This is a genomic window from Kitasatospora sp. NPDC092948 (assembly GCF_044754805.1).
Lineage (GTDB): Bacteria > Actinomycetota > Actinomycetes > Streptomycetales > Streptomycetaceae > Kitasatospora.
In genome coordinates, this window is sequence record NZ_JBIVPU010000002.1 from 488,912 (window position 1) to 511,591 (window position 22,680).

Sequence of the window (22,680 nt, forward strand, 5' to 3'; positions counted from 1 at the left end):
GCGACCGGAGTGAACCGGGCGCCGCGGTGCCCACCGGCGAACTCGCGGGCGGCCGGGCCCAGCCGAAGACGGACAAGAGCGAGGCCACCCGGGCCCTGATCCTGGAGACCGCGATGCGGCTGTTCCAGGAGCGCGGCTACGAGAAGACCACGATGCGGGCGATCGCCACCGAGGCGGGCGTCTCGGTCGGCAACGCGTACTACTACTTCTCCGCGAAAGAGTTCCTGATCCAGGGGTTCTACGACCGGATGACGTACGAGCACGCCGCCGACGCCCGCAAGCGGATGGCCGGCGTCAAGGACTTCGCCACCCGGCTGGAGATCGCGCTGACCTCCTGGCTGGACACGGCCGAGCCGTACCACGAGTTCTCCGCGCAGTTCTTCCGCACGGCCGCCGATCCGACCAGCTCGCTCAGCCCGTTCTCGAACGAGTCGCACCCGGCCCGGGCCACCGCGGTGGAGCTGTTCCGCGACGTCCTGCAGGGCTCCGAGCTCGCCCCCAAGCTGGATGCCGAGCTGGTCGAACTCCTGCCCGACGTCCTGTGGTTGCACCTGATGATCATCGTCCTCTACTGGGTCTTCGACCGCACCGAGGACACCGAGCGCACCCGTGAATTCGTCCGCCGGTCGACCCCCATGGCGGCCCGGGTGATCAATCTGTCGCGCTATCGGATATTCCGACCGATCGTCCGGGACGCCAAGGGGCTCATTCAGGACTTCATCCTGCCGACCATAGGCAAGACCGCCGCCAAGCAGCCCCCCACCGTCTGAGGCACCGTCAAAAGCTGTCCGGGTTCCAGGGGGTGCGGGCCGGGCGGAGCAAGGTGTCCGCGCGGGTCGCGGCCCCGGGGGTGAGCTCGGTGACGAGGGCGGCGGCGGTCAGCCGGGTGGCGGTGTCGCCGCCCAGGTAGAGGGTGGCGAGGGCGCCGACGCCGAGCGCGAGGTCGGCCGCGTCCTCCGTGCGGGCGAGACGGCCGGTGCCGTCGGCGGCCGTCTCCAGCGCCCAGCGGCCGGTGGTCCAGCCCTCCGGGTCGGTGACGTCCAGCACCAGGCGGCCGGGGGCGGTGTACTGCCGGGCGGCGAACGCGGCCGGCAGGTCGAGCAGGCGCAGCCAGGTGAAGTCGGCGTCGTCCTCGTGCGGGACGGCGGCGCGCGGGTCGTTCAGCAGCAGCGGCAGCGGGTCGTCGGGTCGCAGGGTCGGGACGATCACGCGGCGCACCCAGTCGACGGAGAAGGCGAGCTTCCACAGCGCGTTGGCGGTCTGCTGGTCGAGGGCGAGGAAGTCCCGGACGTTCAGCGGGCAGTCCGGGTAGGCACCGTCGAACTTCTCGTCGACGGTGTAGTTGATCAGGCCGGTGACCGTGCCGTCCGCCGTCCGGTGGAGGGCGGTGAAGCCCTCCTTCCACTCAAAGCCGGGCAGGTCGATGTCGCCCGTGCGCAGCCGCCACCAGTGCTCCGGGCGGCCGATCGCGCCGGGCTGGGTGAGCCGCCAACGGTCGTACAGCTCGGGGCCGAGCTTGCGGACCTCCTCCAGCGTGACGAAGTCGATCCGGTGCCCGTCGTGCACCGGCAGCCCGGCCCGCAGGCCGCCGGCGCGCAGCACGTCCACCCGCCAGCCGGTGCTGCGGGTGGCGGGGCCGAAGCCGAAGCGGCCGTAGATGTTGTACTCGGCGGCGATCAGGATCGCCGCGGGCAGGCCGCGCTCCCGGGCGGCGGCCAGGTCGCTGCGCATCATCCCGCTCAGCAGCCCGCGCCGGCGGTGCGTGGAGCTGACGGTGACGGCAGTGATCGCGTCCGCCGTCAGCCGCGCGCCGCCGGGAACGGTCAGCTCGGTGTCGAAGCTGCGGAACGTGCCCACGCAGCGCGGCCCGTCCGGCGTCGGGTCGCTGTGGTCGAACGCCGCCTGCATCCGCCCCGACTCGAAGATGATCTCCCGCCACTCCATCGCCGGCGCGATGTGCGGCCGCAGGAAGCCACGGCCGATCGCCCGGTCCCACACGGCGAGTTCGTCACGGGTGATCGGCCGGATCTCGATGCCCTGGTCGGAATGCTGCTGCACGTCATTGCCCATCCGGTCACCGTACGGCCGGCCCCGATACCCGTCACCCGATTTTCCCGCCCGCGCGCCGCCACGCCGGACGGACCGTCAGGCCTCGTCCGCAGCACCGGAATCCGGGCTCCCCGCCGCGGCGGAACCGGCCCGTGCGCCGGCGTCGACGGGCGCGGGTCGGGACGGCGGCCGGCGCCCCGACGGCCCGTCAGGGGCGCGCGTAGAAGTCGGGTCGCCCCATGATCCAGAGGCTGGCCTGCTTGATCACGGTGCCGGGGCGCGGGGCCTCGATCATCTGGTCGTCGCCGATGTAGATCGCCACGTGGTAGATGTCGGCGGCGCGGCCGGTCTTGGTCCAGAAGACCAGGTCGCCGGGGCGGAGGCGGTCGTAGGTGACGGGCGTGGACTCGGCGTACTGGTCGGCGGCGAAGTGGGTGAGGTTCTTGCCGCCCTTGCGCCAGGCCATCATGGTCAGGCCGGAGCAGTCGTAGCCCTGCGGGCCTTCGCCGCCCCAGATGTAGGGCTGGCCGATGACGGAGCGGGCGAAGGCGATGGCGGCGTCCGCGCCCTCGGCGGACCAGGGCTGGTCGCGGTCGGGGACGGGGTGGTGCCGGGAGGCTTCGGCGGCGGCGAGTTCGGCTTCCTTGCGGGCGGCCTCCTCGGCCTCCCGGCGGGCGATCTCCGCCAGCGCGTCCTGGCGTTGGCGTTCGAGTTCGACGCTGGTGTCGCGGGCGGCGGCGAGTTCGGCGAGCAGGGCCTCCTGGCGTCGGCCGATCTCGGCGACCTGGCGTTCCTGGTCGGTGAGCCTGCGCTGGGCGGCGTCCTTGGCCGCGCGGACGGTGTCGGCGGCGGCGCGGGCGGCGGCTTCGGCGGTGCGGGCGTCCGCGGCGGCGCGGGCGGCGGCCTTCGCGGTGCCGGTGGCGTCGTCGAGGATCTGCCGGGTCTGGGAGCCGGCGATGCCGACCGCGGCGGCCTGGGCGGAGAGTTCGCCGGGCCCGCGGGCGCCCAGCAGGGCGTCCAGTGCGGCGAGTTGCGGGGAGGCGCCCTGCCGGTACATCTCGGCGGCCAGCCCGGCCGCCCGGTCCGCGGCCCTGGCCCGGGCGGCCTCGGCGGCGGCGGAGCGGGCGGCGGCGGCCTTCGCGGCCTGCTGGGCCTTGGCGAGCCTGGCGAGAGCGCCGTTGTACGCCTCGACGGCCTGCTCCGCGGCCTGCCCGACCCGGTCGAGTTCGGTGCGGGCGCCGGCCAGCCGGGCCTCCAGGGCGGTGGCGTCGGCGGCCTTCGCGTCGGCGTCGGACTTGGCCCGGGCGACGTCCTCGGCGGACGGGTACGCCTCGTCGCCGGGCGGGTCGTCGGCGGGCCGGACGGCGGCGACGGGCGCGGCGGGGGCGCTCGCGGCGGGCAGCAGGGTGAGCAGGGCGGCGGCGGCGAGGAGGGCGGGGACGAGCCTGCGGGGCATGACGGTCCTTCCTCGGCGCGTTCTGACGGTCCGCCGGAGGATTTCGACCGACTGTTCCGCCGCGTGACGATTCGGCCACGCACCGTTCAGATTCTCAAGCCTGACGGGATGTCAGCGCCATCGCCATGCGCCACCCGGGTGAGATGTCGGACGGTCGGAAAAGCGGCCTGCGCAGGGCGGGTGGATCGCCCACGAACCCGCGCGGCCGGCCTCCGCCGGACGGGGGTCGGCCGGCCCGTCCGCCGCGTCAGCGCGTCCGCTGCGGCGCCCGGCCGGACACGGTGGTGCGCGGACGCCCGGCCCGGACGGTGCGGCGGCGGCGCTGGGCGCGGGCCCGCCGGGCCGGGTCGGTGGCCGGGGCGGCGGCCCGTCGGCCGCCCGACGGCAGCGAGGGGTGGCGGTGGGCCAGCGCCCGGGCGGCCATCCGCTCGGCCACCGCGTGCGCCTTGGGGTGGCCGGCCGGCACCTTGTCGGGCGCCCCGGCGATCAGGTCGAACAGCCAGGTGCGCGCCCGGTCGGTGCGGGCGTGCAGCCGGCGCTCGCGCCGGTTCGCCCGGGCCATCCGGCGGGGCCGGTCGGCGTAGCGCCAGCGCGCCCAGGGGCTGGACGGGCGGGCCAGCCGGATCGCGCCGATCCAGGACAGGCCCGGCACCATGATGCCGAGCAGGCCCGTCCACACCTTGCCCTTGAGCAGCGCGACCAGGCTCACCAGCGCGTTGCCGGCGATCACCGCGACCACGCCCCACCGGGTGCTCTGGTTGGGCACCAGGCCGAGCGGCACGTACCCGGTGAGCAGCAGCGCGGTCAGCAGGATGCCGAGGATCACCGCGTCGACCGACTTGCGGCCCTGCTCGCTCCAGTACACGTCGTCCAGGTGCAGGATCAGCGCGAACTCGTCCAGCACCAGGCCGCAGCCGATGCCGAAGGACAGGCCGAACCAGTCGATCCACGGGTGGCCGCCGTTGGTGGCGAAAGTGCCGATGCCGCCGAGCAGCAGGAAGCCCAGGCCGAACACCATGTGGTGGATGTGCAGCCCGCCGGGGGTGATGTTGCCGGGCCACCAGCGGACCTTGGCGCGGATCATCCGGGTGCTGAAGCGGATGAACACGAAGGACGCGATGAACCCCACCAGCAGCAGGAACAGCGGTTGCTTGTGGGCCGCCACGATGTGCTGGTGGTAGCCGTCGAGCAGGGCGCTGAGCATCAGGTGGTGCCTTCGGTCGGGTGCGGTCGGCCGGTCAGAAGCCGCGGGTGCGCTTCGCGGCCCGGCGCGGGATCAGCAGGTGCGGGGCGTCGCGGTCGCTGGCGCCCGGGTTCTTCAGGAACAGCCGGGCCACCTCGCCGCCGAGGTTGACGCCGATGGCCAGCGCCATCGCGAGCGCCGCCGCCCGGCTGGCGGACACCAGTCCGTTCGAGGCGTGGCCCTGGGCGAACGCCAGCATGCCGAGGTACAGCGCCGAACCGGGCATCAGCGGGCCCATCGCGGCCGTCACGTACGGCAGCGCGGAGGACGCCTGGAAGCGGGCCAGCAGCTGGCCGAACAAACCGACCAGGCCGGCGGCCAGGCCGGTGGCGACGATCGCGGAGATCCCCGCGTTGTAGACCAGCACGCCGTACGTGGACCAGCCGATGCCGGCGTTGAGCACCACCATCGGCAGCGAGCGCCGGTCGGTCTGCAGCAGCATCGCGAAGGCCAGGGCCAGCACCATCGCGGCGATCAGCTGGACCGGCGGGGAGGCCGAGGTGCCGCCGATGGACTCGTCGGGCCGCAGCTTGGCGTTGTAGTTGACGCCGATGTACAGCACCAGCATCACGCCGATGACGATGCCCGCGACCAGGTACACCACCTCCAGCAGCCGGGCGGCGGCGGTGATGTAGAAGCCGGTCAGGCCGTCCTGCACGGCGGCGACCATGGCCCGTCCGGGCAGCAGCGCGAACAGCCCACCGGTGATCACCACCGAGCCGCGCAGGTGCAGCTCGTTGAAGGACAGCAGGATGCCGCAGAGTGCGGCGGGCATCGCGGCGATCACGAACTGGTAGAACTCCGGCAGCCCGCGGCGGGCGATGAACGAGGCCAGCCGGTCGCCGACCACGGCGGCGACGAACGCGGCCGCGAACACCAGCCAGGCCTTGCCGTCGAGCTTCCCGCCGACCAGGAACGACGCCGCGCCGGCCAGCAGCCCGGTGGCCATCGACAGCAGCCAGGCCGGGTACGGGTGCCGGTTGCGGCGGATCCCGGCGAGCCTGCGGTAGGCGTCGTTGACGGTGACCTTCTCCGCGGTGATGTCGGCGACCAGCTCGTACACGGCGGCCAGCCGGGTGTAGTCGGAGGTGCGACGGCGCACCACCCGGTCCGCGGTGACCGGCGGGTCGATCAGCGAGGGCTGGTGGGAGATCGAGATCAGCGTGAAGGTGACCTGCGGCTCGCAGTGGTCGAGCCGGTAGGCGTGCGCGATGCCGAGCATCGCGGCCTCCACGTCCTCCGCGGCCTCGCCGCTGGCCAGCAGCAGCTCGCCGATCCGCAGCGACAGGTCGAGCACCCGGGGCACGTTGCGCTGGGCCTGCGCACCGGCCGACGGGTGCAGCTCGCGCGCGCTGCGCTCGAACGCGGGCCGCTCGGCCATGGGGGTGCGCAGCAGGGTCCGCATCCGGTCCGGCCAGGGGGCGTCGCCGGGGGCGCCCTTGTGCAGTTCGGTCAGGTCCAGGCCGTACGCGGGCGTGTAGCCGGCGGCGTTCCACTCCTCGGGCGTGAGCGTGTCCTGCGCGAGCGGATTCCGCGCCCGGACCGCGGCCTCCACCGTCTCGGTGTGCCCCAGCAACCCCTCGGTCTGCGCGGGCTCCGGCGCATGCGGAACGCTGACGGTCCGTTCGATGGGCGGCACGTCCGGCCCGAGCAGCCCTTCGGTGGGCGGCGCCTCCTGCGCCGGTGCGCCCTCCGGCTCGCGTTCGGACACAGCTATCCTCCGCCACCCCGGCAGCCGCCCGGTCGGGCTGCCTACTGGCTCCACCTTGCCCGATGCCCGTCGCCGGTGCGAACAAGGGGTACCCACTGCCGCCCAGCTCACACCGGCGTGAGCTGCGACGTTCTCAGAAACCCGCAGTGTCCAACACCAGATCGAACGGCTCCGGCAACCGGATCGGCGCACCGTGCCGGGCGCAGCGTTTGCGCTTGGTGACGCGGCCGGTGTCGCCGTCGGGCCGACGGCCCGCGATCCGGGGGTGACCGGATCGCGGGCGGGCGGGGGCGGGCTACAGGTCGTAGTCGTCGATGATCTTGCGGTGTCGGGCCAGGTCGGTGCCCGCCGCCTCGGCGAGGTCGGGCCAGGCGAGGGGGTGGGGCCAGGCGGCGGTGAGTTCGGCGAGCAGGGTGTCGGCGTCCTTGGCGGTGGCGGTGGGCGGGACGCCGAGGGCGGCGTAGATCCCGGGGAGGGTCTCGCCCTCGTGGTGCGGGTCGGTGATCCGGTACTGGTCGCCGCTGTAGGCCCAGACCGCGTAGCCGGCTTCCTGGAGGGCGTCGCGCAGGGCGTACCAGGTGTCGTCGTCGGGGCAGCAGCCGTCGATCCAGTAGGTGGTGTAGCCGGCGGGGTCGAGCAGGGTGAGGTGTTCGAAGACCGGGTGCCAGTCCTCCTCCTCGCCGGGCTCGGGGTGGTCGTTCAGGAGGGCGGGGGCGAACACCACCACGTCGCCGTGGTTGAGGTCGTGGTCGTCGCCGAGCACCGGCAGCACCCGGGCGGTGGCCGGGCCGGTGCGGACGGCGGGCAGGTCGACGGTGGTGCCGTTGTGGCGCGGGGCACGGACCTCGATCAGCTGCCACTCCTCGTCGACCGGGCCGCTGTCGGCGTCGAACTCGATGCCGAGCCGGGCGCCGGTGGCGCGGACGGCCGGCCAGTCGCGGTTGGCGGTGGCGGCGGTGATCAGGTGCCACAGGTCGGGGGTCTGGACGGTGCGGTGCTGCTCGTCCTCGCCGGCCTCGGCGGGGTCGAGGGCGTGCTCCAGCAGGTCCTGGTAGAGCCGCTGGGCCTCGGCGTGGTCGCCGCGGCGGGTGGCCGCGGCGGCGGCCAGCCGGCGGGTGTTGAGGGCGTCCGGCTCGTGGGCGAGGACGGCGGCGCACTGCTCGCCGACCTCGGCCCAGCGGCTCTGCGCGGCGGCCCAGCGGGCGCGCAGCCAGTGCGCGTCGGCGGGGTCGGCGGAGAGCCGGGCGGCGAGCCGGTCGATGCCGTCGCCGTCCTCGGCGTCGATCAGCAGCTCGCCGAGCATGCCGGTCAGGTGGTCGTTGCCGGGGTCCAGTTCGAGCTGCTCCCAGAGCAGTTCGGTGACGGCGCGGGCGTGGCCGAGGGCGCCGAGCGCGCCGGCCAGGTTGAGCACCAGCACGGTGTCGGGTGCCGCGTCGGTGGCGAGGGCGGCGGCCAGCAGGTCGGCGCCGGCCTCCGGCTCGGGGCGGTGCTCGGCCAGCCACTTCGGCAACTTGTCGGCGGGCACCGGCAGTTCGCGGTGGGGCAGGGCAGCGGCGGCGGCCCGGAGGGCGGCCACCTGCTCGGCGACGCCGTCGGTGCGGCGCAGTTGGCCGAGCTTCCGTTCGCCGGTGCGGGCCAGGGTGCGGGCGACCTCGCGGGCGCCGCGGGCGAGGGCGAGCCGGCCGGCGGCCAGCACCAGGATCAGGCAGGGGCGGTGCGAGCCGGCGGTGTCGAGTTCGCCGGCCCAGCCGGCCAGCCGGGCGCCGAGCTCGGCGTCGTTGGGGAACTCCCCTGCGGCGGTGAGCAGTTCGACGGCGGAGGTCCAGCGGTGCCGGATGTCGGGGTAGCGGTCGGCCTCTTCGGCGTCGGGCAGCAGTTCGAGGGCGAGGTCGGTGCGGCCGAGGGCGGCGAGCTGGAGGGCGCGGCCGACGGCGAGCTTGCGGCGGTCGTCGTCGTCGAGCCGGTTCCCGGCGGCGACGTAGGCGTGTTCGGCGGTGTCGTAGGCGTTCAGGGCGTCCTGGTACCGGCCGAGGCGGTGCAGGGCGGAGGCCCGGCTGTGCGCGAAGGACAGCGAGACCTGTTCGCCGGCGGCGAGGATCCGGGTCTGCGCGCGGTCGAGGTGGGTGAGGGCGTCGGCGGGGCGGCCGTCGTCCTCCAGGGTGTCGGCGTACTCCCGGGACAGGCAGTCGAAGCAGGCCCGGGCGGGTTCGACCCGCTGCAGGGTCTCCTCCAGCACGGCGAGCCGCTCGGGCACGTAGCCGGGGCCGTCGATGTTGGCGTGGCAGATGGTGAAGTCCTGGACGGCGCACACCGATTGCGGGCAGGAGGCGGTCTCCTCGCGGTGTGCGAACTCCAGCAGCGACACCGCCTCGGACATCGCGGCCTCGCCCTGGTAGCGCTTGTTCAGCAGGTTCTGCAGCCGCCAGTGCCGCAGGAAGACCTCCACCCAGGGCAGGCCGAGCGCCCGGGCCGAGGCCAGCGCCTCGGGGTACATCGCGTCGAGCTGCTCGTTGCGGCCCTCGACGGCGTGGCCGGCGATCTCGACGAGCGCGCCGGCCAGCCGGTGCTGTCCGGATTCGGCGAGCTGACGGTGGGTGTCCTGCACCCAGGACCAGATGTCGGTGGTCATCGTTCCTCGTCCCCCTGCGGAGTGTCTGCGTCGATGGTGTCGGGCACCACCGACAGGCCGTCGGCGGGGACGGCGGCGGTGAGTGCGGCGACCGCGGTGGAGATGCCGCCGAGGGCGGCGGTCAGGTCGCCGCCCGCCGAGCCGGACGCCGCCGCCATGATCACCTTCAGCGAGCGCAGCAGCGCGGCGGCGGTGGCCGCGCCGGTGTGTCCGGCCCGGTAGGCGGCCAGCAGGTCGTGCACGGCGGGCGAGGCCAGGTTGAGGTAGAGCCGGGCCTTGACGGTGCCGTCGGTGCGCGCGGTGAACGCCCGGGCCAGCTGGAGCGCGGCGGACGGGATCCGGGCGTCGGCCCGGTCGTCCTCGATCCGGGCCTTGAGCTCGGCCTCGCGGTCGGGGACCAGCACCAGCGGCAGCCCGGGCGGGTCGAACCGGGCGGGGACGAGCTGTTCGCCGTCGTCGGTGAGCGCGGCGCTCAGCCAGGCGTGCTGTTCGGCGGGCAGCGGCAGGTCGGGGGCGCGGAACAGTTCGCGGTTGCCGCTCTCGCTGCCGAGTTCGACGATCCGGCAGTCCCGCAGCTGGGCGTAGCGGCGCAGGAACGGCAGCACCGCGTACCGGTCGCCGCGGGCGATCGGGACCTGCATGGCGCGGTACAGCATCTCCTCGAAGCCGCCGCCGCTGCCGAGCGCGACGTGCACGGCGCCGGAGCCCGCGGCGCGCAGGGCACCGGCGGTGAGTTCGCCCTGCGAGGTGGGGACGGGGACGTCGTCGGCGAGCAGGGTGAACAGCCGGTCGTCGCAGAGGGCGGCGCCGAGCAGTTCCTGGCCGTGCCGGGAGAGGATCCGCCGCCAGGCGGCGGGGTGCAGCCGGGCGGTCTCGTACAGGCCGTCGACGATGGCGTCGGTGAGAGCCTGCTGGAGCGCCCGGTAGTGGTCGTCGCGCTGGAGGTCCTCGCGGCTGGCGGTGGGGGTGAGCCGGGTGGACTCGACCACGCCGCCGATGAAGCCGGCCCAGCTGGGCAGCAGGTCGCGGGCGTCGTCGGCGAGCAGCATGCCGCGCAGGTACACGGCGAGGTCGCGGTTGTCGGTGGAGCCGTACGTCCCGCCGTCCTGCACCCACAGGAGTCCGACGGCGTCGGTGCGGTCGTCGGCGGGCTGGACGGGGAAGGCCGTCAGGGGTTCGAAGCTGCGGGCGAACGCCGAGGCGAAGCGCATCCGGTGCAGGTGGGGCGAGCCGGTGACGTCCTGCCGCCAGGGCACCACGACGCTGTTGACGGCCCTGTCGTCGTCGCCGACGAACACCTCGATGGGCAGCAGCACGCAGTACCGGGCGAGGACTTCGCGCAGCGCGTGCTCGTCGGCGAGGTGGGCGTGCTCCGGCTTCAGCCGCAGCGTCACCACGGTGCCGGGGGCGGGGCGGGGCGCGGCGGGCTCGACGCTGTACTGCTCGCCGCCGCGGCTGCGGTAGGTGTGCGCGGCGTGCGGCTCGCGGTGCGAGACGGTGGTGACCCGTACCTCCTCGGCCACCGAGAACGCCGACAGGAAGCCCAGTCCGAACGCGCCGATGAGTTCCTGGTTGCCCGTCAGGTCGCGCAGCATCCGGGTGTAGCCGGTGCCGACGGTGGCCAGGTAGGCGTGGATCTCGGGTTCGGTCAGGCCGGCCCCGTTGTCCTCGATCGCCACGGTTCGCGCGGCCGGGTCGCCGGTCACCCGGATCAGCGGCCGGTAGGCGCCCTCCGGGTCCTCCAGCTTGCGCCGGGTGTGCGAGTCGTGGGCGTTCTGCACGAGTTCGCGCAGTGCCACCAGGGGCGTCGAGTAGAGGTGGGTGGCGAGTACGCCCACCAGGCCGCCGAGATCGACCTCCGTGGTGCGGAGATTCTCCGAGTTCTCGGGCGCGGGGAATTCGACGCCACTTCCGTCGGCGCCGTGAGCGGGGGGAAGGCCATCAGACATGAGGCCCCAGTGTGCCAGTACGACAATCTGGCGACCACTGTTTTCTGATTTCCTCGATTTCTGTCGATACTCGGTCAACTCGGTGGTGCGGCACCGGCAATCGCCCGGGATCCCGCCAACCAGCCGAAATCCCGGGCCGTTTATCGACATGGACGAAACGGCAGGCCCCCCACCGGTACGACTTTCGCACCGGCTTTCCGGAAGGCCGCCGCGCCCCGAATTACCGGCGCAGGCTCCGCGCGTAGGCGATCGGCGGGTTGCCCTCGCCCGGGTCGACCTTGACCACCTCGAACTGCCCGCTCGCCTCCAGCAGCGGCATCAGCTTCTGGAACCCGTAGGTGCGCGGGTCGAAGTCCGGCTTGCGCTTGCGGATCTGATTGCCGAACTCGCCCAGGTGCGTCCAGCCGTCGTCGCCGGACGCCGCCTCCAGCACGCTGTGCAGCAGCTCGGCCATCGCCGCGTCCAGCTCCCGGACCGCCACCGGCTGGGCCGGGACCACGGCGTGCGCGTGCGGGTGCGCGTGGGCCGGCACCGTCAGGTTCTCGGTGTGGATGAACTTGTCGCAGGCCGCGACGAACGCCCGCGGCGTCTTGCGCTCCCCGAAGCCGTACACCGTCAGCCCGGACTCGCGGATCCGGGACGCCAGCCTGGTGAAGTCGCTGTCGCTGGAGACCAGGCAGAAACCGTCGAACCGGCCGGTGTACAGCAGGTCCATCGCGTCGATCACCATCGCGGCGTCGGTGGCGTTCTTGCCGGTGGTGTACGCGAACTGCTGCATCGGCTGGATCGAGTGCTCCAACAGCTGTGCCTTCCAGCCCTTCAGCGCGGTGCCGGTCCAGTCGCCGTAGGCCCGCTTGACGTGCGCCGTGCCGTACTTGGCGACCTCCGCCAGCAGATGCTCGACGATCGACGCCTGGGCGTTGTCGGCGTCGATCAGCACCGCCAGCTTCGCGGTGTTCTCGTTGTTCATGCGGCTCCCGTCGCAGTCGGCCGGGGCGTGCGCGCCCCCCGGGCGCCATCCCAGCAGACCGGCCCGACGCCTGCGTCCCAAGGGCCCCGACTGTTCGGCTGACCTCGGACGATGGCACTCCGACCGGCCGTCGCCCACCCTGGACACCGCAAGCTACCGGCGATTAACTTGACTGCGCGATCAGCCGCCGCCGAAGGGAGCGCACCGTGCGCCGCACCGTGTACAACGAGGACCACGAGGCCTTCCGGGAGACCATCCGGGACTTCATCGCGAACGAGGTCGTCCCGGTCTACGAGAGCTGGGAGGAGGCCGGCCACCCGCCGCGGGACTTCTACCGCAAGCTGGGCGAGCTCGGCGTCTACGGCATCGAGGTGCCGGAGGAGTACGGCGGCGCGGGCGAGAGCGGCTTCAAGTACCAGGCGGTGATCTACGAGGAGACCGCCCGCGCGGGCGTCACCTTCGGGTCCTCCGGCGTGCACACCGGCCTGGTGCTGCCGTACCTGATGGAGTACGCCACCGAGGAGCAGAAGCAGCGCTGGCTGCCGGGCTTCGTCTCGGGCGACATCATGACCGCGATCGCGATGACCGAGCCGGGTGCGGGCTCCGACCTGGCGGGCATCGCCACCACCGCGAAGCTGTCCGCCGACGGCACCCACTACGTGCTCAACGGCGCCAAGACCTTCATCACCGGCGGTGTCCTCGCCGACCTGGTGCTGGTGGTCTGCCGCACCGCCCCCTACGACCCGGCGGACCGCCGGGCCGGCCTGTCCATCCTGTGCGTGGACACCTCCTCCGAGGGCTACTCGGTCGGCCGCAAGCTCCAGAAGATCGGCCTGCGCACCTCGGACACCGCCGAGCTGGCCTTCACCGACGTCGAGGTCCCGGTGGAGAACCTGCTCGGCGAGGAGGGCAGGGCGTTCTCCTACCTGACCCACAACCTGGTGCAGGAGCGCCTGGCGATCGCGGTCGGCGCGTACGCCTCGGCCGCCGCCGCGGTGCAGTTCGCGGTGAAGTACGTCAAGGAGCGCAAGGTGTTCGGCAAGGCCGTCGCCGACTTCCAGAACACCAAGTTCTCGCTGGCCGACTGCCAGGCCCAGGTGCTCGCCCAGCAGGCCATGGTCGACCAGGCGCTGGAGCTGTACCAGCACGGCGAGCTGACGGTGGCGGACGCCGCCGCGGCCAAGCTGTTCTGCACCGAGTCGGCCTCCGAGGTGATCGACAAGTGCCTCCAGCTGCACGGCGGTTACGGCTACATCCTGGAGTACCCGATCGCCCGCCTCTACACCGACAACCGGGTGTTCCGGATCTACGGCGGCACCAGCGAGGTCATGCGCACCATCATCGCCAAGTCGCTCGGCCTGTAGGGCTGTTCGGCTTCGGCCGGCGGACGGCGTCGCGGAGGCGGGCACCCGGTGGGGTGCCCGCCTCCGTGGTGTCCGCGATCAGTTCGGGCAGCTGCGCCAGGCCTCCAGTCCGGCCGCCGACGCGGCCTTCGCCTGGTGCATGGTGCGCTGCGCGAGCGCCGCGGGATGGGTCTCCAGCTGCTGGAACCAGCCCCGGCCCGCGTTCGCCAGGGCGGCGCAGACCAGGACCGTGCCGGTCAGTCCGACGAGGGCGCCGATCCCGGTGAGGGCCGCGCCGACGGTGAGCATGCCGCGGTTCACCTGGAAACCGCCGAAGAACTTCTGATTGGTCGCCATAGGACCACCATCGGGCCGCTTCCCGGGCCCCGCACGCCGAACGGACCCCGCGTTGACCCCTGCGCGTGGCCCAGCGCGCGACACCCCGGAAGCCTGCCTAGGGTCGGGCCGGGAACCCCGGGGGGCCGACGGAGGAGAACGCGATGACCGAGCAGCCGGCCCGGATCGACCTGAACGCGCTGGCCGAGGAGCACGCCGCCAAGGCCGCCGCCAGCCCGCACGGCCGCAGCGCCCACCTGCTGCTGCACGACGGCGTGCTGCGGCAGACCGTGATCGCGCTGCGCGCCGGGGCGGTGCTGGACGAGCACAACGCCCCGGTCGCCGCCAGCCTCCAGGTGCTGCGCGGCCGGGTCGCGCTGACCGTGGCCGGCCGGCAGCAGGACGCGACGGCGGGCGAGCTGCACTCCGTCCCGCAGGAGCGGCACGGCCTGCTCGCCCACACCGACGCGGTGGTGCTGCTCACCGCCGTCACGGCCTGACGAGGACTCAGACCCCGGCGCCGAGGACCTCGCCGGACACCAGCGTCAGCGCCCGCAGGTAGTCCTCGCCGCCGGGCACCCCGGCCGGGTCGATCAGCCAGTGCGCGGCCTGGCCGAGCAGCAGCGACTGGTAGAACACGCCCTTGGCGAGCTCGTCCGGGGTGTCCTCGTGCTCGGGCTTGCCCTGGAACAGCGCGGCCAGGCCGAGCCGGCCCAGCTTCTGCGCCTCGGCCAGCTGCTCGCGCAGCTTCGGCAGGCTCCCCAGCTGCCCGAGGATCTCGAACTGCACCGTCCACAGCCCCCGGTGCGTCTCGAAGCTGTCCCGCATGGCGTCCCAGGAGCGGACGAACCGCTCCCTCGGGTCGGCGATGTCCGCCGAGGAGGCCAGCGCCGAGCCGATCGCGGTGCCCCACTCCCCCATCGCCTCCACCAGCGCCCGGATCAGCAGGGCGTCCTTGGAGCCGTAGTGGTAGCCGATGGCGGCCAGGCTGACGCCCGCCCCGTTGGCGATGTCCCGGGCGGTGGTGCGCCCGTAGCCCTTCTCGTACAGGCAGTGCTTGGCGCTGGCCAGCAGGTCCTCGCGATTTCCCATGCCCCGATGCTACGGCAGTCCAAGACAGTTGTCTTGCTCGAACGTCTGGAACGATTGATTGAGACACTTGTACTAGACAGTCGTGCAAGACGTCCGTACAGTCCTGGCCATGACCTCCGACCACGGCCGCGCCGGCCGACGCGAATGGCTGGGCCTCGCCCTCCTCCTGCTGCCGACCCTCGTCCTCGCCATGGACATGGGCGTGCTGTTCTTCGCCGTCCCGTTCATCGCCACCGACCTGCGCCCCAGCGGCACCCAGCAGCTGTGGATCATGGACATGTACTCGTTCCTGCTGGCCGGCCTGCTGATCCCGATGGGCGCGCTGGGCGACCGGATCGGTCGGCGCCGGCTGCTGATCGGCGGCACCGCCGCCTTCGCCGCGGCCTCGCTGGCGGCCGCCTGGGCGGACGGGGCGAACCAACTGATCGCCGCCCGGGCCCTGCTGGGCATCGCCGGAGCGGTCTTCGGGCCGTCCACCCTGGCCCTGGTGCGGAACATGTTCCCCGACCCCGAGCAGCGGCAGGCCGCGATCGGCGCCTGGAGCGGCGTCATGATGGCCGGCGCCACCCTCGGGCCGGTGGTCGGCGGGCTGCTGCTGGAGCACTTCTGGTGGGGCTCGGCCTTCCTGATCGCCGTCCCCGTGATGCTGCTGGTGACGGCCGCAGCGCCGTTCCTGCTCCCCGAGTACCGCGCCCCGCAGCAGGGCCGCTTCGACCTGGTCGGCGCCGCCCTGTCCATCGGCACCGTGCTGCCCGTCGTCTACGGCGTCAAGACCCTCGCGGTGGACGGCTGGAGCCTCCGCCCGGCGCTGGTCCTGCTGGCCGGCCTGCTGATCGGCGTCGGTCTGATGGTCCGGCTGGGCACCGCCGCGCACCCGCTGATCGACCTGTCGCTGTTCCGGATCCGCACCTTCAGCGGGGCGATCACCGTCAACACCATCGCGATGTTCGCCATGATGGGCTTCTGCCTCTTCACCTCCCAGTACCTCCAGCTGGTCAAGGGCTACGGCCCGCTCGCCGCCTCGCTCTGGGCGCTGCTGCCCAGCGTCGGCGTCGGCGCGGCGGTCGGCGGCTTCGGCGCGCTGGCCGGCCGGGTGCGGCCCGCGGTGCTGCTCACCGCCGGGTTCCTGGCCAGTGCCGTCGGCTTCGCCGCGATGGCCTTCGTGGTCCCCGGCTCCTCGCTGGCGCTGCCGCTCACCGCGGCCGGGATCATCGCCGCCGGCGCGGTCGGCACCGTCAGCATCACCGGCGAGATGGTGCTCTCCGCCGCCCCCGCCGAACGGGCCGGCGCCGCCGGGGCCACCTCCGAGACCGCGCAGGAGCTCGGCAGCTCGCTCGGCATCGCGGTGCTCGGCGCGGCCGGCGCCGCGATCTACCGGGCCCGGATGGACGGCTCCGCCCCCGACGCGGCCCGCGACACCCTCGGCGGGGCCGTCACCACCGCCGCCCACCTGCCCACCGACGCCGCCGACCGGCTGCTCGGCGCCGCCCGGGACGCGTTCACCGCCGGCATGCACGTCGCCGCGGTGGTCGGAGTCCTGGTGATGCTCGGCGCCGCCCTCGCCGCCCACCTGCTGATGCGCCACCTGAGCCCCGCGCGGCGGCCCGCCGGAGAGAACTCCCAGGTGGTACAGACCACATGACTCGTATCACCTGCATTTCGGCCGCTGTTTGCCGACGGGTGTATACGTTCGCCGACAAGGCCAGGCATACTGGCCGAGTCGGGCTTTCCGCCCGGCCCAGACGTCACAGCGAGAACTTCCACGAAAGGACCGGTGGTCAGGGATGTTCCGTAACGGTCTTGAGCCCTGGCACATCGCCATCATGGTGGTGGTGCTGGTCCTGCTGTTCGGCTCGAAGAAGCTGCCCGAGATGGCCCGCGGCCTCGGCAAGTCGATGCGCATCCTGAAGGCCGAGACCAAGGCCCTGCGCGAGGACGACGCCCCCGCCGAGGCGCAGAACGGCACCGCCGCCTCGCAGGCCGAGCAGCCCCGCCAGGCCGTCGAGCCGACCGTCGTAACCAAGGCCTCCGAGCCCTCGAAGACGACCACGGCCTGACGCCCCGCCGACCGACCGGGTCGGCGTCGCAAGGTCTTCCGGAGCCCCGGACCGCCCCGTCGCGGTCCGGGGCTCCGTCGTCGCGTCCGAGTGGCTGACCGCCCGGTCCTGGTATCTGCTGGTGTCACCTGACGGCGGATCACCAGGACGGCGGCGATGGCGGACGACTCCCCGGACGAGCGCGAGCTCGCCGCGCTGCGGTCCCGGGTCGCCTCCCTGGAATCGCGGGAGCGGCCCCGCCGGCACCGGGCCCGATCGTTCCTCGCCGCCGTGCTGATCGTGCTGGCCGCGGTGCTCACCCCACTGGGCGTGGTCGCCACCTGGAGCCGCGCGCAGGTCACCGACACCGACCGGTTCGTGTCGACGATGGCCCCGCTGGCGTCCGACCCGGCCGTGCAGGAGGCGGTCGCCGACCGGGCGACCGGCGCGGTGATGGAGCAGCTGCCGGTCTCCGACCTGCTGAACGAGGTCGCGCCGACCGACCGGCCGGCCCTGAACGCGCTGCTGGGCCAGGTCGGGTCGGCGCTGACCGACGGGCTGACCGGATTCGTCCACGACCAGGTGCTGAACGTCGTCCGGTCGGACGCGTTCCCCGGCATCTGGGAGGGCATCCTGCGCGGCGCGCACGCCGCGTTCACCAACGTGCTGACCGGGGAGGGCGGCGGCGCGGCGCAGGTGGAGGGCGACGCCGTCACCCTGGACCTGGCGCCGGTGATCGCCCAGGTGAAGGACCGGCTGGTGGCGAACGGGCTGGGGGTGGCGGCGAACATCCCCGAGGTGCACACCGACTTCGTCCTGGTGCAGTCGGACACCGTGAAGAAGGCCAGGACCGGGCTGCGGCTGCTCGACCTGGCCGGCCTCTGGGTGCCGGTGCTGGCGGGGCTGTGCGCCGTCGGCGGCATCCTGCTGGCGGCGCGTCACCGCCGGGCCACCGTCACCACGGCGCTCGCGATGGCCGTCGCGGCGGTCCTGCTGGGCATCGGGCTGACCGTGTTCCGGGCGCTCTACCTGGACCGGCTGCCCGCCGACGTCGACCGGGCCGCCGCGGCGGCGGTCTACGACACCCTGGTGCGCTACCTGCGGGCGGCGGTCCGGATGCTGCTGGCGCTGGGCGTCGTGATCGCGCTGGCGGCCTGGCTGAGCGGGCCGGGACGGCGGGCCGGCTGGGTGCGGCAGCTGTGGCAGGCGGGCCTGGGCGCGGTGCGGCGGGCCGCCGAGGGGATCGGCATGCGGCTGGGACCGGTCGGCCGGTTCGTGCACCTGCGGAAGGCGTGGCTCGGCTGGGGCGCGGTCGCGGTGGCCGCGATCGTGCTGCTCACCTGGGGCTACCCGACGGCGGCGGTGGTGCTCCGGATCGCGGTGGTGCTGCTGGCCGTCCTCGCGGTGCTGGAGTTCCTCGACGTCCGGCCCGACGAGCCGGCGGGCCGCACCGACGGGCCGTCGAACGGCCCCGGCGGCGGCGACCGCGGGCCGTCGAACGGCTCCGACGGCGGCGGGAAGGCCGCACCGGCATGAAGGAGCTGGCCCGGACGTACCTCGCCCTGCTGGGCGGACCGGTACTGCTGCTGACCGCCTACTTCACAGTGCCGCTGGACTGGTTCGGGCCGCACCACCCGCTGGTCAGCTGGCTGAGCTTCGTCGCCCTGCTCGCCCTGGTCGGAGCGGGCCTGCTGCGCGAGGCCCGGCGGCAGTTCCTGGGCCAGTCGGGACGTCACGTCCCGGTGATCCTGACGCTGCTGTCCGGGGCGCTGGTGGTGTTCTCCGCGGCGTACCTCGGGATGTCCAAGCAGCCGGGCGAGCTGGTCGGCCTGACCACCAAGGTCGACGCGCTGTACTTCACGGTGATCACCATGGCGACCGTCGGCTACGGCGACATCCACCCGGCCGGGCAGGTGGCCCGGATCGTGGTGATGATCCAACTGCTGTACACCGTGGTGTTCCTGACTACGGGGGTGACGGCGCTGTCCCGCCAGGTGCGGACCCGGACGATCAGCCGGGCCCGCGGCGGCGACTGATCCGTCCCGCTACTGGTCCTCCTGCTTCGCCTGCGCGTGCACCGCGCCGATCAGCGCGTTCAGGCGGCCGTTCCAGCCGTTCAGCGTGGGGTTGTCGACGGCCTTGCGCTTCCCCAGGTCGCGCAGGACGCGCTGGGCGTCCTTGAGGGCGCTCTCGGCGTCGTCGGAGCGGTGGTCGTTGACGTCCTGGGTGGCCTGGTCGAGGAGACCGGTCAGGACGTCCTGGCGGTCGCGGTCGCGGGCGAAGGTGGCCTGGGCGATGTCGGCGCGCAGCTGGGCGAGTTGGGAGACCAGGGTGGGCCTGGGGCTGGCGGACGGCTTGGCCGAGGTGCTGGGGCGGGCCGAGGCGCTCGGGGACGGGGAGGCGGCGGCGGGGGCGCTGCTCGCGGCGGACGACGTGCCGGCCACCGGCTGGACGTTCGCGGCGGGGGCGCCGCCGCTGCCGCCGCCGCTGAGCGAGAAGGCGGCGATGCCGGCCACGCAGGCGAACACCGCGGCGCCGACGCCCGCGTACACCAGCGGGTTGCGGCCGCGCCGGGGCTCGGGCTCCTCGTCCTGGGGGCGGGCGGGCAGGCGCATCGGCATCGGCGGGAGCACCGAGGTGCGGTGCTGCTCGGTCCAGGGCTGCTGCGGCGGGGGCGGCGCCATGGTCGCGGGGATCGGCGGCAGCACCTGGGTGGCGGCGCCGAGCAGTTCGGCGGTGCGGTCGGCGGGGGCGGCCGGGACGGCGGCGAGCAGTTCGGCGACGGCGGTGGTCGCGTCGGCGGGGCGCTCGGCGGGGTGCTTGGCGAGCAGCCGCAGGATCGCGGCGTCCAGCGCGGGCGGCACGTCGGGGCGGACGGCGGTGACCGGGACGGGGTACTCGGTGACGTGCTTGAAGGCGATCGCGACCGGGGTGTCGGCGGTGAACGGCGGTGCGCCGGTGAGCATTTCGACCAGCACGCAGCCGACCGCGTACAGGTCGGCGCGGGCGTCGACCTCGCCGGCGGTGGCCTGTTCCGGGGAGAGGTAGGCGGCGGTGCCGATCACCGAGGCGGTCTGGGTGAGCTGCTGGCCGGAGGAGGAGCCGGCCCGGGCGATGCCGAAGTCCACCACCTTCACGCCGCCGTCGTGGGTGATCATGATGTTGCCGGGCTTGATGTCGCGGTGCACCAGGCCCTGGACGTGCGCGGCGGCCAGCCCGTCCAGCACGGCGGCGGCGATGCCGACGGCGCGCTCCACCGGGAGGGCGCCCTGTTCGGCGATCAGTCGGCCCAGGGTGTCGCCGTGCACCAGCTCCATCACCAGGTACGGGGAGCCCTGGTCGATGCCGGAGTCGAAGACCGTGACGATCCGCGGGTGCACCAGCAGCGCCGCCATCCGGGCCTCGCGGGCGAACCGCTCGGCGAACCGGGGGTCGTCGGCGAGCCCGCCGTTGAGCACCTTCACCGCGACCGGGCGGCCCAACTGGTGGTCGACGGCCCGGTAGACGGTGGCCATTCCGCCGACGCCGAGTATCTCGCCGAGCTCGTAGCGCCCGTTCAGCGCGCGTCCGATCATCGGATACTCCCCTCACCTCGGTCGGGCACCCGTGAACCATAGCGGGCCCGGCACGGGCCCCCTACGGGCGCTGCACCAGCAGTGCGGCGGTCAGCGCGGCCAGCGCGGCGGTCAGCAGGGCGCGGACGATCCGCGGCGAGCCGTGGACGGCCCGCCGGGCAGCGCGTTCGACGCGCAGCGAAGTACGCGGGAAGCTCATCGCCAGCTCGCCTGGCGGTGCGTCAGGTCGGTCACCGGGGACTCCAGAGGTTTCGGGCGGGACGCCGGGGTGGGGCTCCGGACGGACGGTGGACCCGGGGGAGTTCAGCCGTCCGTCCGGAACTGGTCCGGACGGCCGTGGACCCGGGGGAGTCCAGGCGGCCGACCGGAGCGGTTTCCGGACGGGCGCGGCCCGGGGGAGCCGTGCGCCCGTCCGGAAGTCGGTCCGGGACGGCCGGCGGGCACAGGGGGACCCGCCGGCCGTCCCGAAGTCGGGGCCGGTCGGCCGGCGGGCCCTCGGGTGTCCGCCGTCCGTCCGGAGTCGGTGTCAGTTCTGGCTGTTGCCCCCGCCCTTGGACGGCTGGTCCCCGCCGTGGCCCGACCGCCCCGGCGAGGTCGCCGACGGCGAAGGGGACGGGGACGCGGACGGGCCCGACGGCGAGCGGCCGTGGCCGCCCTGGCTGTCCCGGTCGCCGCCCTGGTCGCCGCCGTGGGCGGCCAGCTGCGCGCAGTACCCGTTCACCTTCTCCGGGGCGCCGGCCGCGCGCAGCAGGTCGGCCAGCGCCGGGTCGACGGCGGCCTCCTTCGGCTTGGCGCCGCCCGAGACCCGCGTCGCGAAGCCCCGGCACAGCGCGGCCAGGTCGGGCGCCTGCCCGGGGTCGGTGGACGCCGGGTCGGTGGGCCGGCCGGAGGCGGTGCCCGGACGGACGGAGCTGTTGGACGGCTTCGCGGTGCGGCCCGGGGCGGTGCTCGTCGACGGGGCGTCGGGCGTGCCGGAGGACGGCGCCGGCTGAGCAGTGACGGCCGGCGGCGCCGGGGCGGGACCGCCCAGGACCTCGGGCAGCCGACCCGTTCCGGCGGCGACGGCGACCCCGCCGACGGCGGTCACGCCCAGCGCGACGGCCATGGCCTTCGCGCTGAGGGCCCGCGCGAGCGCGGTGTCCGCCATCTTTCGTCTCCGGTGCTGACTGGGGGCCGGCAGGCGACGAGCCTGCCGGAACGCGGCCATCGCCCCCTCTTCGCCGGGCAGCGGGCCGTCGTCGGCCGTCCCGGTCGCCGCGGCAGCGGCGAGCAGGGCGGCGAGCTCGGGCCGTCCCGGCGCGGGCTGCTGCCCGGCGGAGGGGTCCTGACCGGCCTCCGGGTCGACCGTCGCACCGTCGAGCAGTTGCTCGACGGTGGTGCGATCGATCCGGCGGGATCGGTTGGTGCTCATCTCATATCCCTCAGCGTCGGCACCTGCGCCGGTGTCACACCCTGCGCGGAGATTTTTTTCCCGGCCGCCCGACGGGGCACCCCGGCGGCCGCTCCCCCGTTCTGGTCAAGGGCCTTGGCGAGCCGCCGCAGCCCCCGGTGCGCAGCCATCCGGACACTGCCGGCCCGCTTGCCCAGCACCTTCGCGGCGCTCTCCGCGTCCAGCCCGAGCACCACCCGCAGCAGCACCGCCTCGGCCTGGTCGGGCGGCAGCGAGGCGATCAGCGCGAGGGCGTCGGAGGTCGCGACGGTGGCCATCGCCTGGCCCGCGGTGTCCTCGACGGCGGCCAGCTCGGCCAAGTACTCCTCGGGCAGGTCGGCGACCGGACGGCGGCGCACCCGGCGCAGGTGGTCCATGGCCCGGTTGCGGGCGATGGTCACGGCCCAGCCGCGGAAGCCGTCCGCGTCGCCGCGGAATCCAGGCAGGTCGCGGGCGATCTGCAGCCACGCCTCGGACGCGATGTCCTCGGCGTCCTCGGCCCTGCCGCCGACCAGCACCCGCAGGTAGCGCAGCAGCCCGGGCTGGACGGCCCGGAACAGGACCCGGAACGCCTCCTCGTCGCCGTCCTGGGCGGCCAGGACCGCCGCGGCGAGATCGGCCCGCCGGCCCGGCGGGCGGTCCGGTGCGCCCGGACGGCCGCGCGGGTCGCCGTCGTCCGCCCCGTGATGTTCAGCACTGTGCACCCGCCACATCATGCGCCATCCGAACCACCCGGCCCAGCCGCGGGGCGGGGGGCGGCCCCGTGACGGAGCGGTGGCGGCCCGGTGTGGGGCGCGGTCCCACCGGGTGTGCGCGCGGTGCAGGCCGACGGGCCGTCAGTTCCGGGACCAAGGACCCGAAG

Annotated in this window: 20 protein-coding genes; 7 read left to right on the forward strand and 13 right to left on the reverse strand. The window is 74.0% G+C overall.

All coding sequences use genetic code 11. The annotated features are described in order from the left end of the window. Positions 1-26 precede the first annotated feature (26 nt). On the forward strand, positions 27-770 hold the full coding sequence (locus tag ACIQF6_RS06975; protein ID WP_400891050.1) for a TetR family transcriptional regulator: 744 nt from the start codon (positions 27-29) through the stop codon (positions 768-770). Between the two features lie 7 nt (positions 771-777). On the opposite strand, the gene ACIQF6_RS06980 is transcribed toward ACIQF6_RS06975, so the two are convergent. The 7 genes from ACIQF6_RS06980 to ACIQF6_RS07010 all read right to left on the reverse strand — a co-directional run bounded on the left by ACIQF6_RS06980 (position 778) and on the right by ACIQF6_RS07010 (position 12,007). Then, positions 778-2,070 carry a GNAT family N-acetyltransferase gene (locus ACIQF6_RS06980; RefSeq protein ID WP_400891052.1) on the reverse strand — a complete coding sequence of 431 codons (1,293 nt, stop codon included), beginning with the start codon at positions 2,068-2,070 and terminating at the stop codon, positions 778-780. 187 nt (positions 2,071-2,257) lie between these two features. Continuing rightward, positions 2,258-3,505 (reverse strand): C40 family peptidase, encoded by a 1,248-nt coding sequence (locus ACIQF6_RS06985; protein WP_400891054.1) that lies wholly within the window; start codon positions 3,503-3,505, stop codon positions 2,258-2,260. Positions 3,506-3,752: 247 nt separating this feature from the next. Beyond that, on the reverse strand, positions 3,753-4,709 hold the full coding sequence (locus ACIQF6_RS06990) for a hypothetical protein (RefSeq protein ID WP_400891057.1): 957 nt from the start codon (positions 4,707-4,709) through the stop codon (positions 3,753-3,755). A 34-nt stretch (positions 4,710-4,743) separates the two neighbouring features. Continuing rightward, positions 4,744-6,459, reverse strand: coding sequence for a threonine/serine exporter ThrE family protein (locus ACIQF6_RS06995; protein WP_400891059.1), 1,716 nt, complete (start codon positions 6,457-6,459; stop codon positions 4,744-4,746). Between the two features lie 295 nt (positions 6,460-6,754). Next, the gene (locus ACIQF6_RS07000) at positions 6,755-9,088 is read right to left on the reverse strand and encodes a tetratricopeptide repeat protein (RefSeq protein ID WP_400891062.1); all 2,334 of its coding nucleotides are present in this window, start codon (positions 9,086-9,088) and stop codon (positions 6,755-6,757) included. Then, positions 9,085-11,037 (reverse strand): ATP-binding protein, encoded by a 1,953-nt coding sequence (locus tag ACIQF6_RS07005; protein WP_400891064.1) that lies wholly within the window; start codon positions 11,035-11,037, stop codon positions 9,085-9,087. Before ACIQF6_RS07005 ends, ACIQF6_RS07000 begins: the two co-directional genes overlap by 4 nt. 220 nt (positions 11,038-11,257) lie before the next feature. After that, positions 11,258-12,007: an NYN domain-containing protein gene (locus ACIQF6_RS07010; protein ID WP_400891066.1), complete on the reverse strand. Its 750-nt coding sequence runs from the start codon at positions 12,005-12,007 to the stop codon at positions 11,258-11,260. Between the two features lie 206 nt (positions 12,008-12,213). Between ACIQF6_RS07010 and ACIQF6_RS07015 the strand changes: the two genes are divergently transcribed. After that, positions 12,214-13,371, forward strand: a complete 1,158-nt coding sequence (locus tag ACIQF6_RS07015) for an acyl-CoA dehydrogenase family protein (RefSeq protein ID WP_400891068.1) — start codon at positions 12,214-12,216, stop codon at positions 13,369-13,371. A gap of 78 nt (positions 13,372-13,449) precedes the next feature. Here the strand turns inward: ACIQF6_RS07015 and ACIQF6_RS07020 are convergent, their stop codons facing one another. Further along, on the reverse strand, positions 13,450-13,707 hold the full coding sequence (locus tag ACIQF6_RS07020; protein ID WP_400891070.1) for a hypothetical protein: 258 nt from the start codon (positions 13,705-13,707) through the stop codon (positions 13,450-13,452). 143 nt (positions 13,708-13,850) lie between these two features. Here ACIQF6_RS07020 and ACIQF6_RS07025 point away from each other — a divergent pair, with 143 nt between their 5' ends. Further along, positions 13,851-14,186 carry a cupin gene (locus ACIQF6_RS07025; protein WP_400891073.1) on the forward strand — a complete coding sequence of 112 codons (336 nt, stop codon included), beginning with the start codon at positions 13,851-13,853 and terminating at the stop codon, positions 14,184-14,186. A 7-nt stretch (positions 14,187-14,193) separates the two neighbouring features. On the opposite strand, the gene ACIQF6_RS07030 is transcribed toward ACIQF6_RS07025, so the two are convergent. Next, on the reverse strand, positions 14,194-14,778 hold the full coding sequence (locus tag ACIQF6_RS07030; protein ID WP_400891076.1) for a TetR/AcrR family transcriptional regulator: 585 nt from the start codon (positions 14,776-14,778) through the stop codon (positions 14,194-14,196). A 109-nt stretch (positions 14,779-14,887) separates the two neighbouring features. Here ACIQF6_RS07030 and ACIQF6_RS07035 point away from each other — a divergent pair, with 109 nt between their 5' ends. From ACIQF6_RS07035 to ACIQF6_RS07050, 4 genes are all read left to right on the forward strand, one after another. Continuing rightward, complete coding sequence (locus tag ACIQF6_RS07035) at positions 14,888-16,420, forward strand: MFS transporter (protein ID WP_400891079.1); 1,533 nt, start codon at positions 14,888-14,890, stop codon at positions 16,418-16,420. Positions 16,421-16,562: 142 nt separating this feature from the next. Continuing rightward, positions 16,563-16,835, forward strand: coding sequence for a Sec-independent protein translocase subunit TatA (tatA, locus tag ACIQF6_RS07040; RefSeq protein WP_400891082.1), 273 nt, complete (start codon positions 16,563-16,565; stop codon positions 16,833-16,835). A 156-nt stretch (positions 16,836-16,991) separates the two neighbouring features. Beyond that, on the forward strand, positions 16,992-18,350 hold the full coding sequence (locus ACIQF6_RS07045) for a hypothetical protein (RefSeq protein ID WP_400891084.1): 1,359 nt from the start codon (positions 16,992-16,994) through the stop codon (positions 18,348-18,350). Continuing rightward, positions 18,347-18,850: a potassium channel family protein gene (locus ACIQF6_RS07050; RefSeq protein WP_400891087.1), complete on the forward strand. Its 504-nt coding sequence runs from the start codon at positions 18,347-18,349 to the stop codon at positions 18,848-18,850. The genes ACIQF6_RS07045 and ACIQF6_RS07050 overlap by 4 nt, the downstream gene beginning before the upstream one ends. Positions 18,851-18,859: 9 nt before the next feature. On the opposite strand, the gene ACIQF6_RS07055 is transcribed toward ACIQF6_RS07050, so the two are convergent. From ACIQF6_RS07055 to ACIQF6_RS07070, 4 genes are all read right to left on the reverse strand, one after another. Further along, positions 18,860-20,389, reverse strand: coding sequence for a protein kinase (locus tag ACIQF6_RS07055; protein ID WP_400891089.1), 1,530 nt, complete (start codon positions 20,387-20,389; stop codon positions 18,860-18,862). 61 nt (positions 20,390-20,450) lie between these two features. Then, positions 20,451-20,588, reverse strand: a complete 138-nt coding sequence (locus ACIQF6_RS07060; protein WP_400891092.1) for a hypothetical protein — start codon at positions 20,586-20,588, stop codon at positions 20,451-20,453. 327 nt (positions 20,589-20,915) lie between these two features. Further along, on the reverse strand, positions 20,916-21,800 hold the full coding sequence (locus ACIQF6_RS07065; RefSeq protein WP_400891094.1) for a hypothetical protein: 885 nt from the start codon (positions 21,798-21,800) through the stop codon (positions 20,916-20,918). Next, positions 21,797-22,531 (reverse strand): RNA polymerase sigma factor, encoded by a 735-nt coding sequence (locus ACIQF6_RS07070; RefSeq protein WP_400892168.1) that lies wholly within the window; start codon positions 22,529-22,531, stop codon positions 21,797-21,799. Before ACIQF6_RS07070 ends, ACIQF6_RS07065 begins: the two co-directional genes overlap by 4 nt. Positions 22,532-22,680: the final 149 nt, after the last annotated feature.

Excerpts from the sequence above, each read along its gene's own strand:
- ACIQF6_RS06980 (WP_400891052.1), bottom strand. The coding sequence starts at position 2,070 with ATGGGCAATGACGTGCAGCAGCATTCCGACCAGGGCATCGAGATCCGG.
- ACIQF6_RS06985 (WP_400891054.1), bottom strand. The coding sequence starts at position 3,505 with ATGCCCCGCAGGCTCGTCCCCGCCCTCCTCGCCGCCGCCGCCCTGCTC.
- ACIQF6_RS06990 (WP_400891057.1), bottom strand. The coding sequence starts at position 4,709 with ATGCTCAGCGCCCTGCTCGACGGCTACCACCAGCACATCGTGGCGGCC.
- ACIQF6_RS07000 (WP_400891062.1), bottom strand. The coding sequence starts at position 9,088 with ATGACCACCGACATCTGGTCCTGGGTGCAGGACACCCACCGTCAGCTC.
- ACIQF6_RS07005 (WP_400891064.1), bottom strand. The coding sequence starts at position 11,037 with ATGTCTGATGGCCTTCCCCCCGCTCACGGCGCCGACGGAAGTGGCGTC.
- ACIQF6_RS07010 (WP_400891066.1), bottom strand. The coding sequence starts at position 12,007 with ATGAACAACGAGAACACCGCGAAGCTGGCGGTGCTGATCGACGCCGAC.
- ACIQF6_RS07020 (WP_400891070.1), bottom strand. The coding sequence starts at position 13,707 with ATGGCGACCAATCAGAAGTTCTTCGGCGGTTTCCAGGTGAACCGCGGC.
- ACIQF6_RS07025 (WP_400891073.1), top strand. The coding sequence starts at position 13,851 with ATGACCGAGCAGCCGGCCCGGATCGACCTGAACGCGCTGGCCGAGGAG.
- ACIQF6_RS07030 (WP_400891076.1), bottom strand. The coding sequence starts at position 14,778 with ATGGGAAATCGCGAGGACCTGCTGGCCAGCGCCAAGCACTGCCTGTAC.
- ACIQF6_RS07035 (WP_400891079.1), top strand. The coding sequence starts at position 14,888 with ATGACCTCCGACCACGGCCGCGCCGGCCGACGCGAATGGCTGGGCCTC.
- tatA (WP_400891082.1), top strand. The coding sequence starts at position 16,563 with ATGTTCCGTAACGGTCTTGAGCCCTGGCACATCGCCATCATGGTGGTG.
- ACIQF6_RS07045 (WP_400891084.1), top strand. The coding sequence starts at position 16,992 with ATGGCGGACGACTCCCCGGACGAGCGCGAGCTCGCCGCGCTGCGGTCC.
- ACIQF6_RS07050 (WP_400891087.1), top strand. The coding sequence starts at position 18,347 with ATGAAGGAGCTGGCCCGGACGTACCTCGCCCTGCTGGGCGGACCGGTA.
- ACIQF6_RS07055 (WP_400891089.1), bottom strand. The coding sequence starts at position 20,389 with ATGATCGGACGCGCGCTGAACGGGCGCTACGAGCTCGGCGAGATACTC.
- ACIQF6_RS07060 (WP_400891092.1), bottom strand. The coding sequence starts at position 20,588 with ATGAGCTTCCCGCGTACTTCGCTGCGCGTCGAACGCGCTGCCCGGCGG.
- ACIQF6_RS07065 (WP_400891094.1), bottom strand. The coding sequence starts at position 21,800 with ATGAGCACCAACCGATCCCGCCGGATCGATCGCACCACCGTCGAGCAA.
- ACIQF6_RS07070 (WP_400892168.1), bottom strand. The coding sequence starts at position 22,531 with ATGTGGCGGGTGCACAGTGCTGAACATCACGGGGCGGACGACGGCGAC.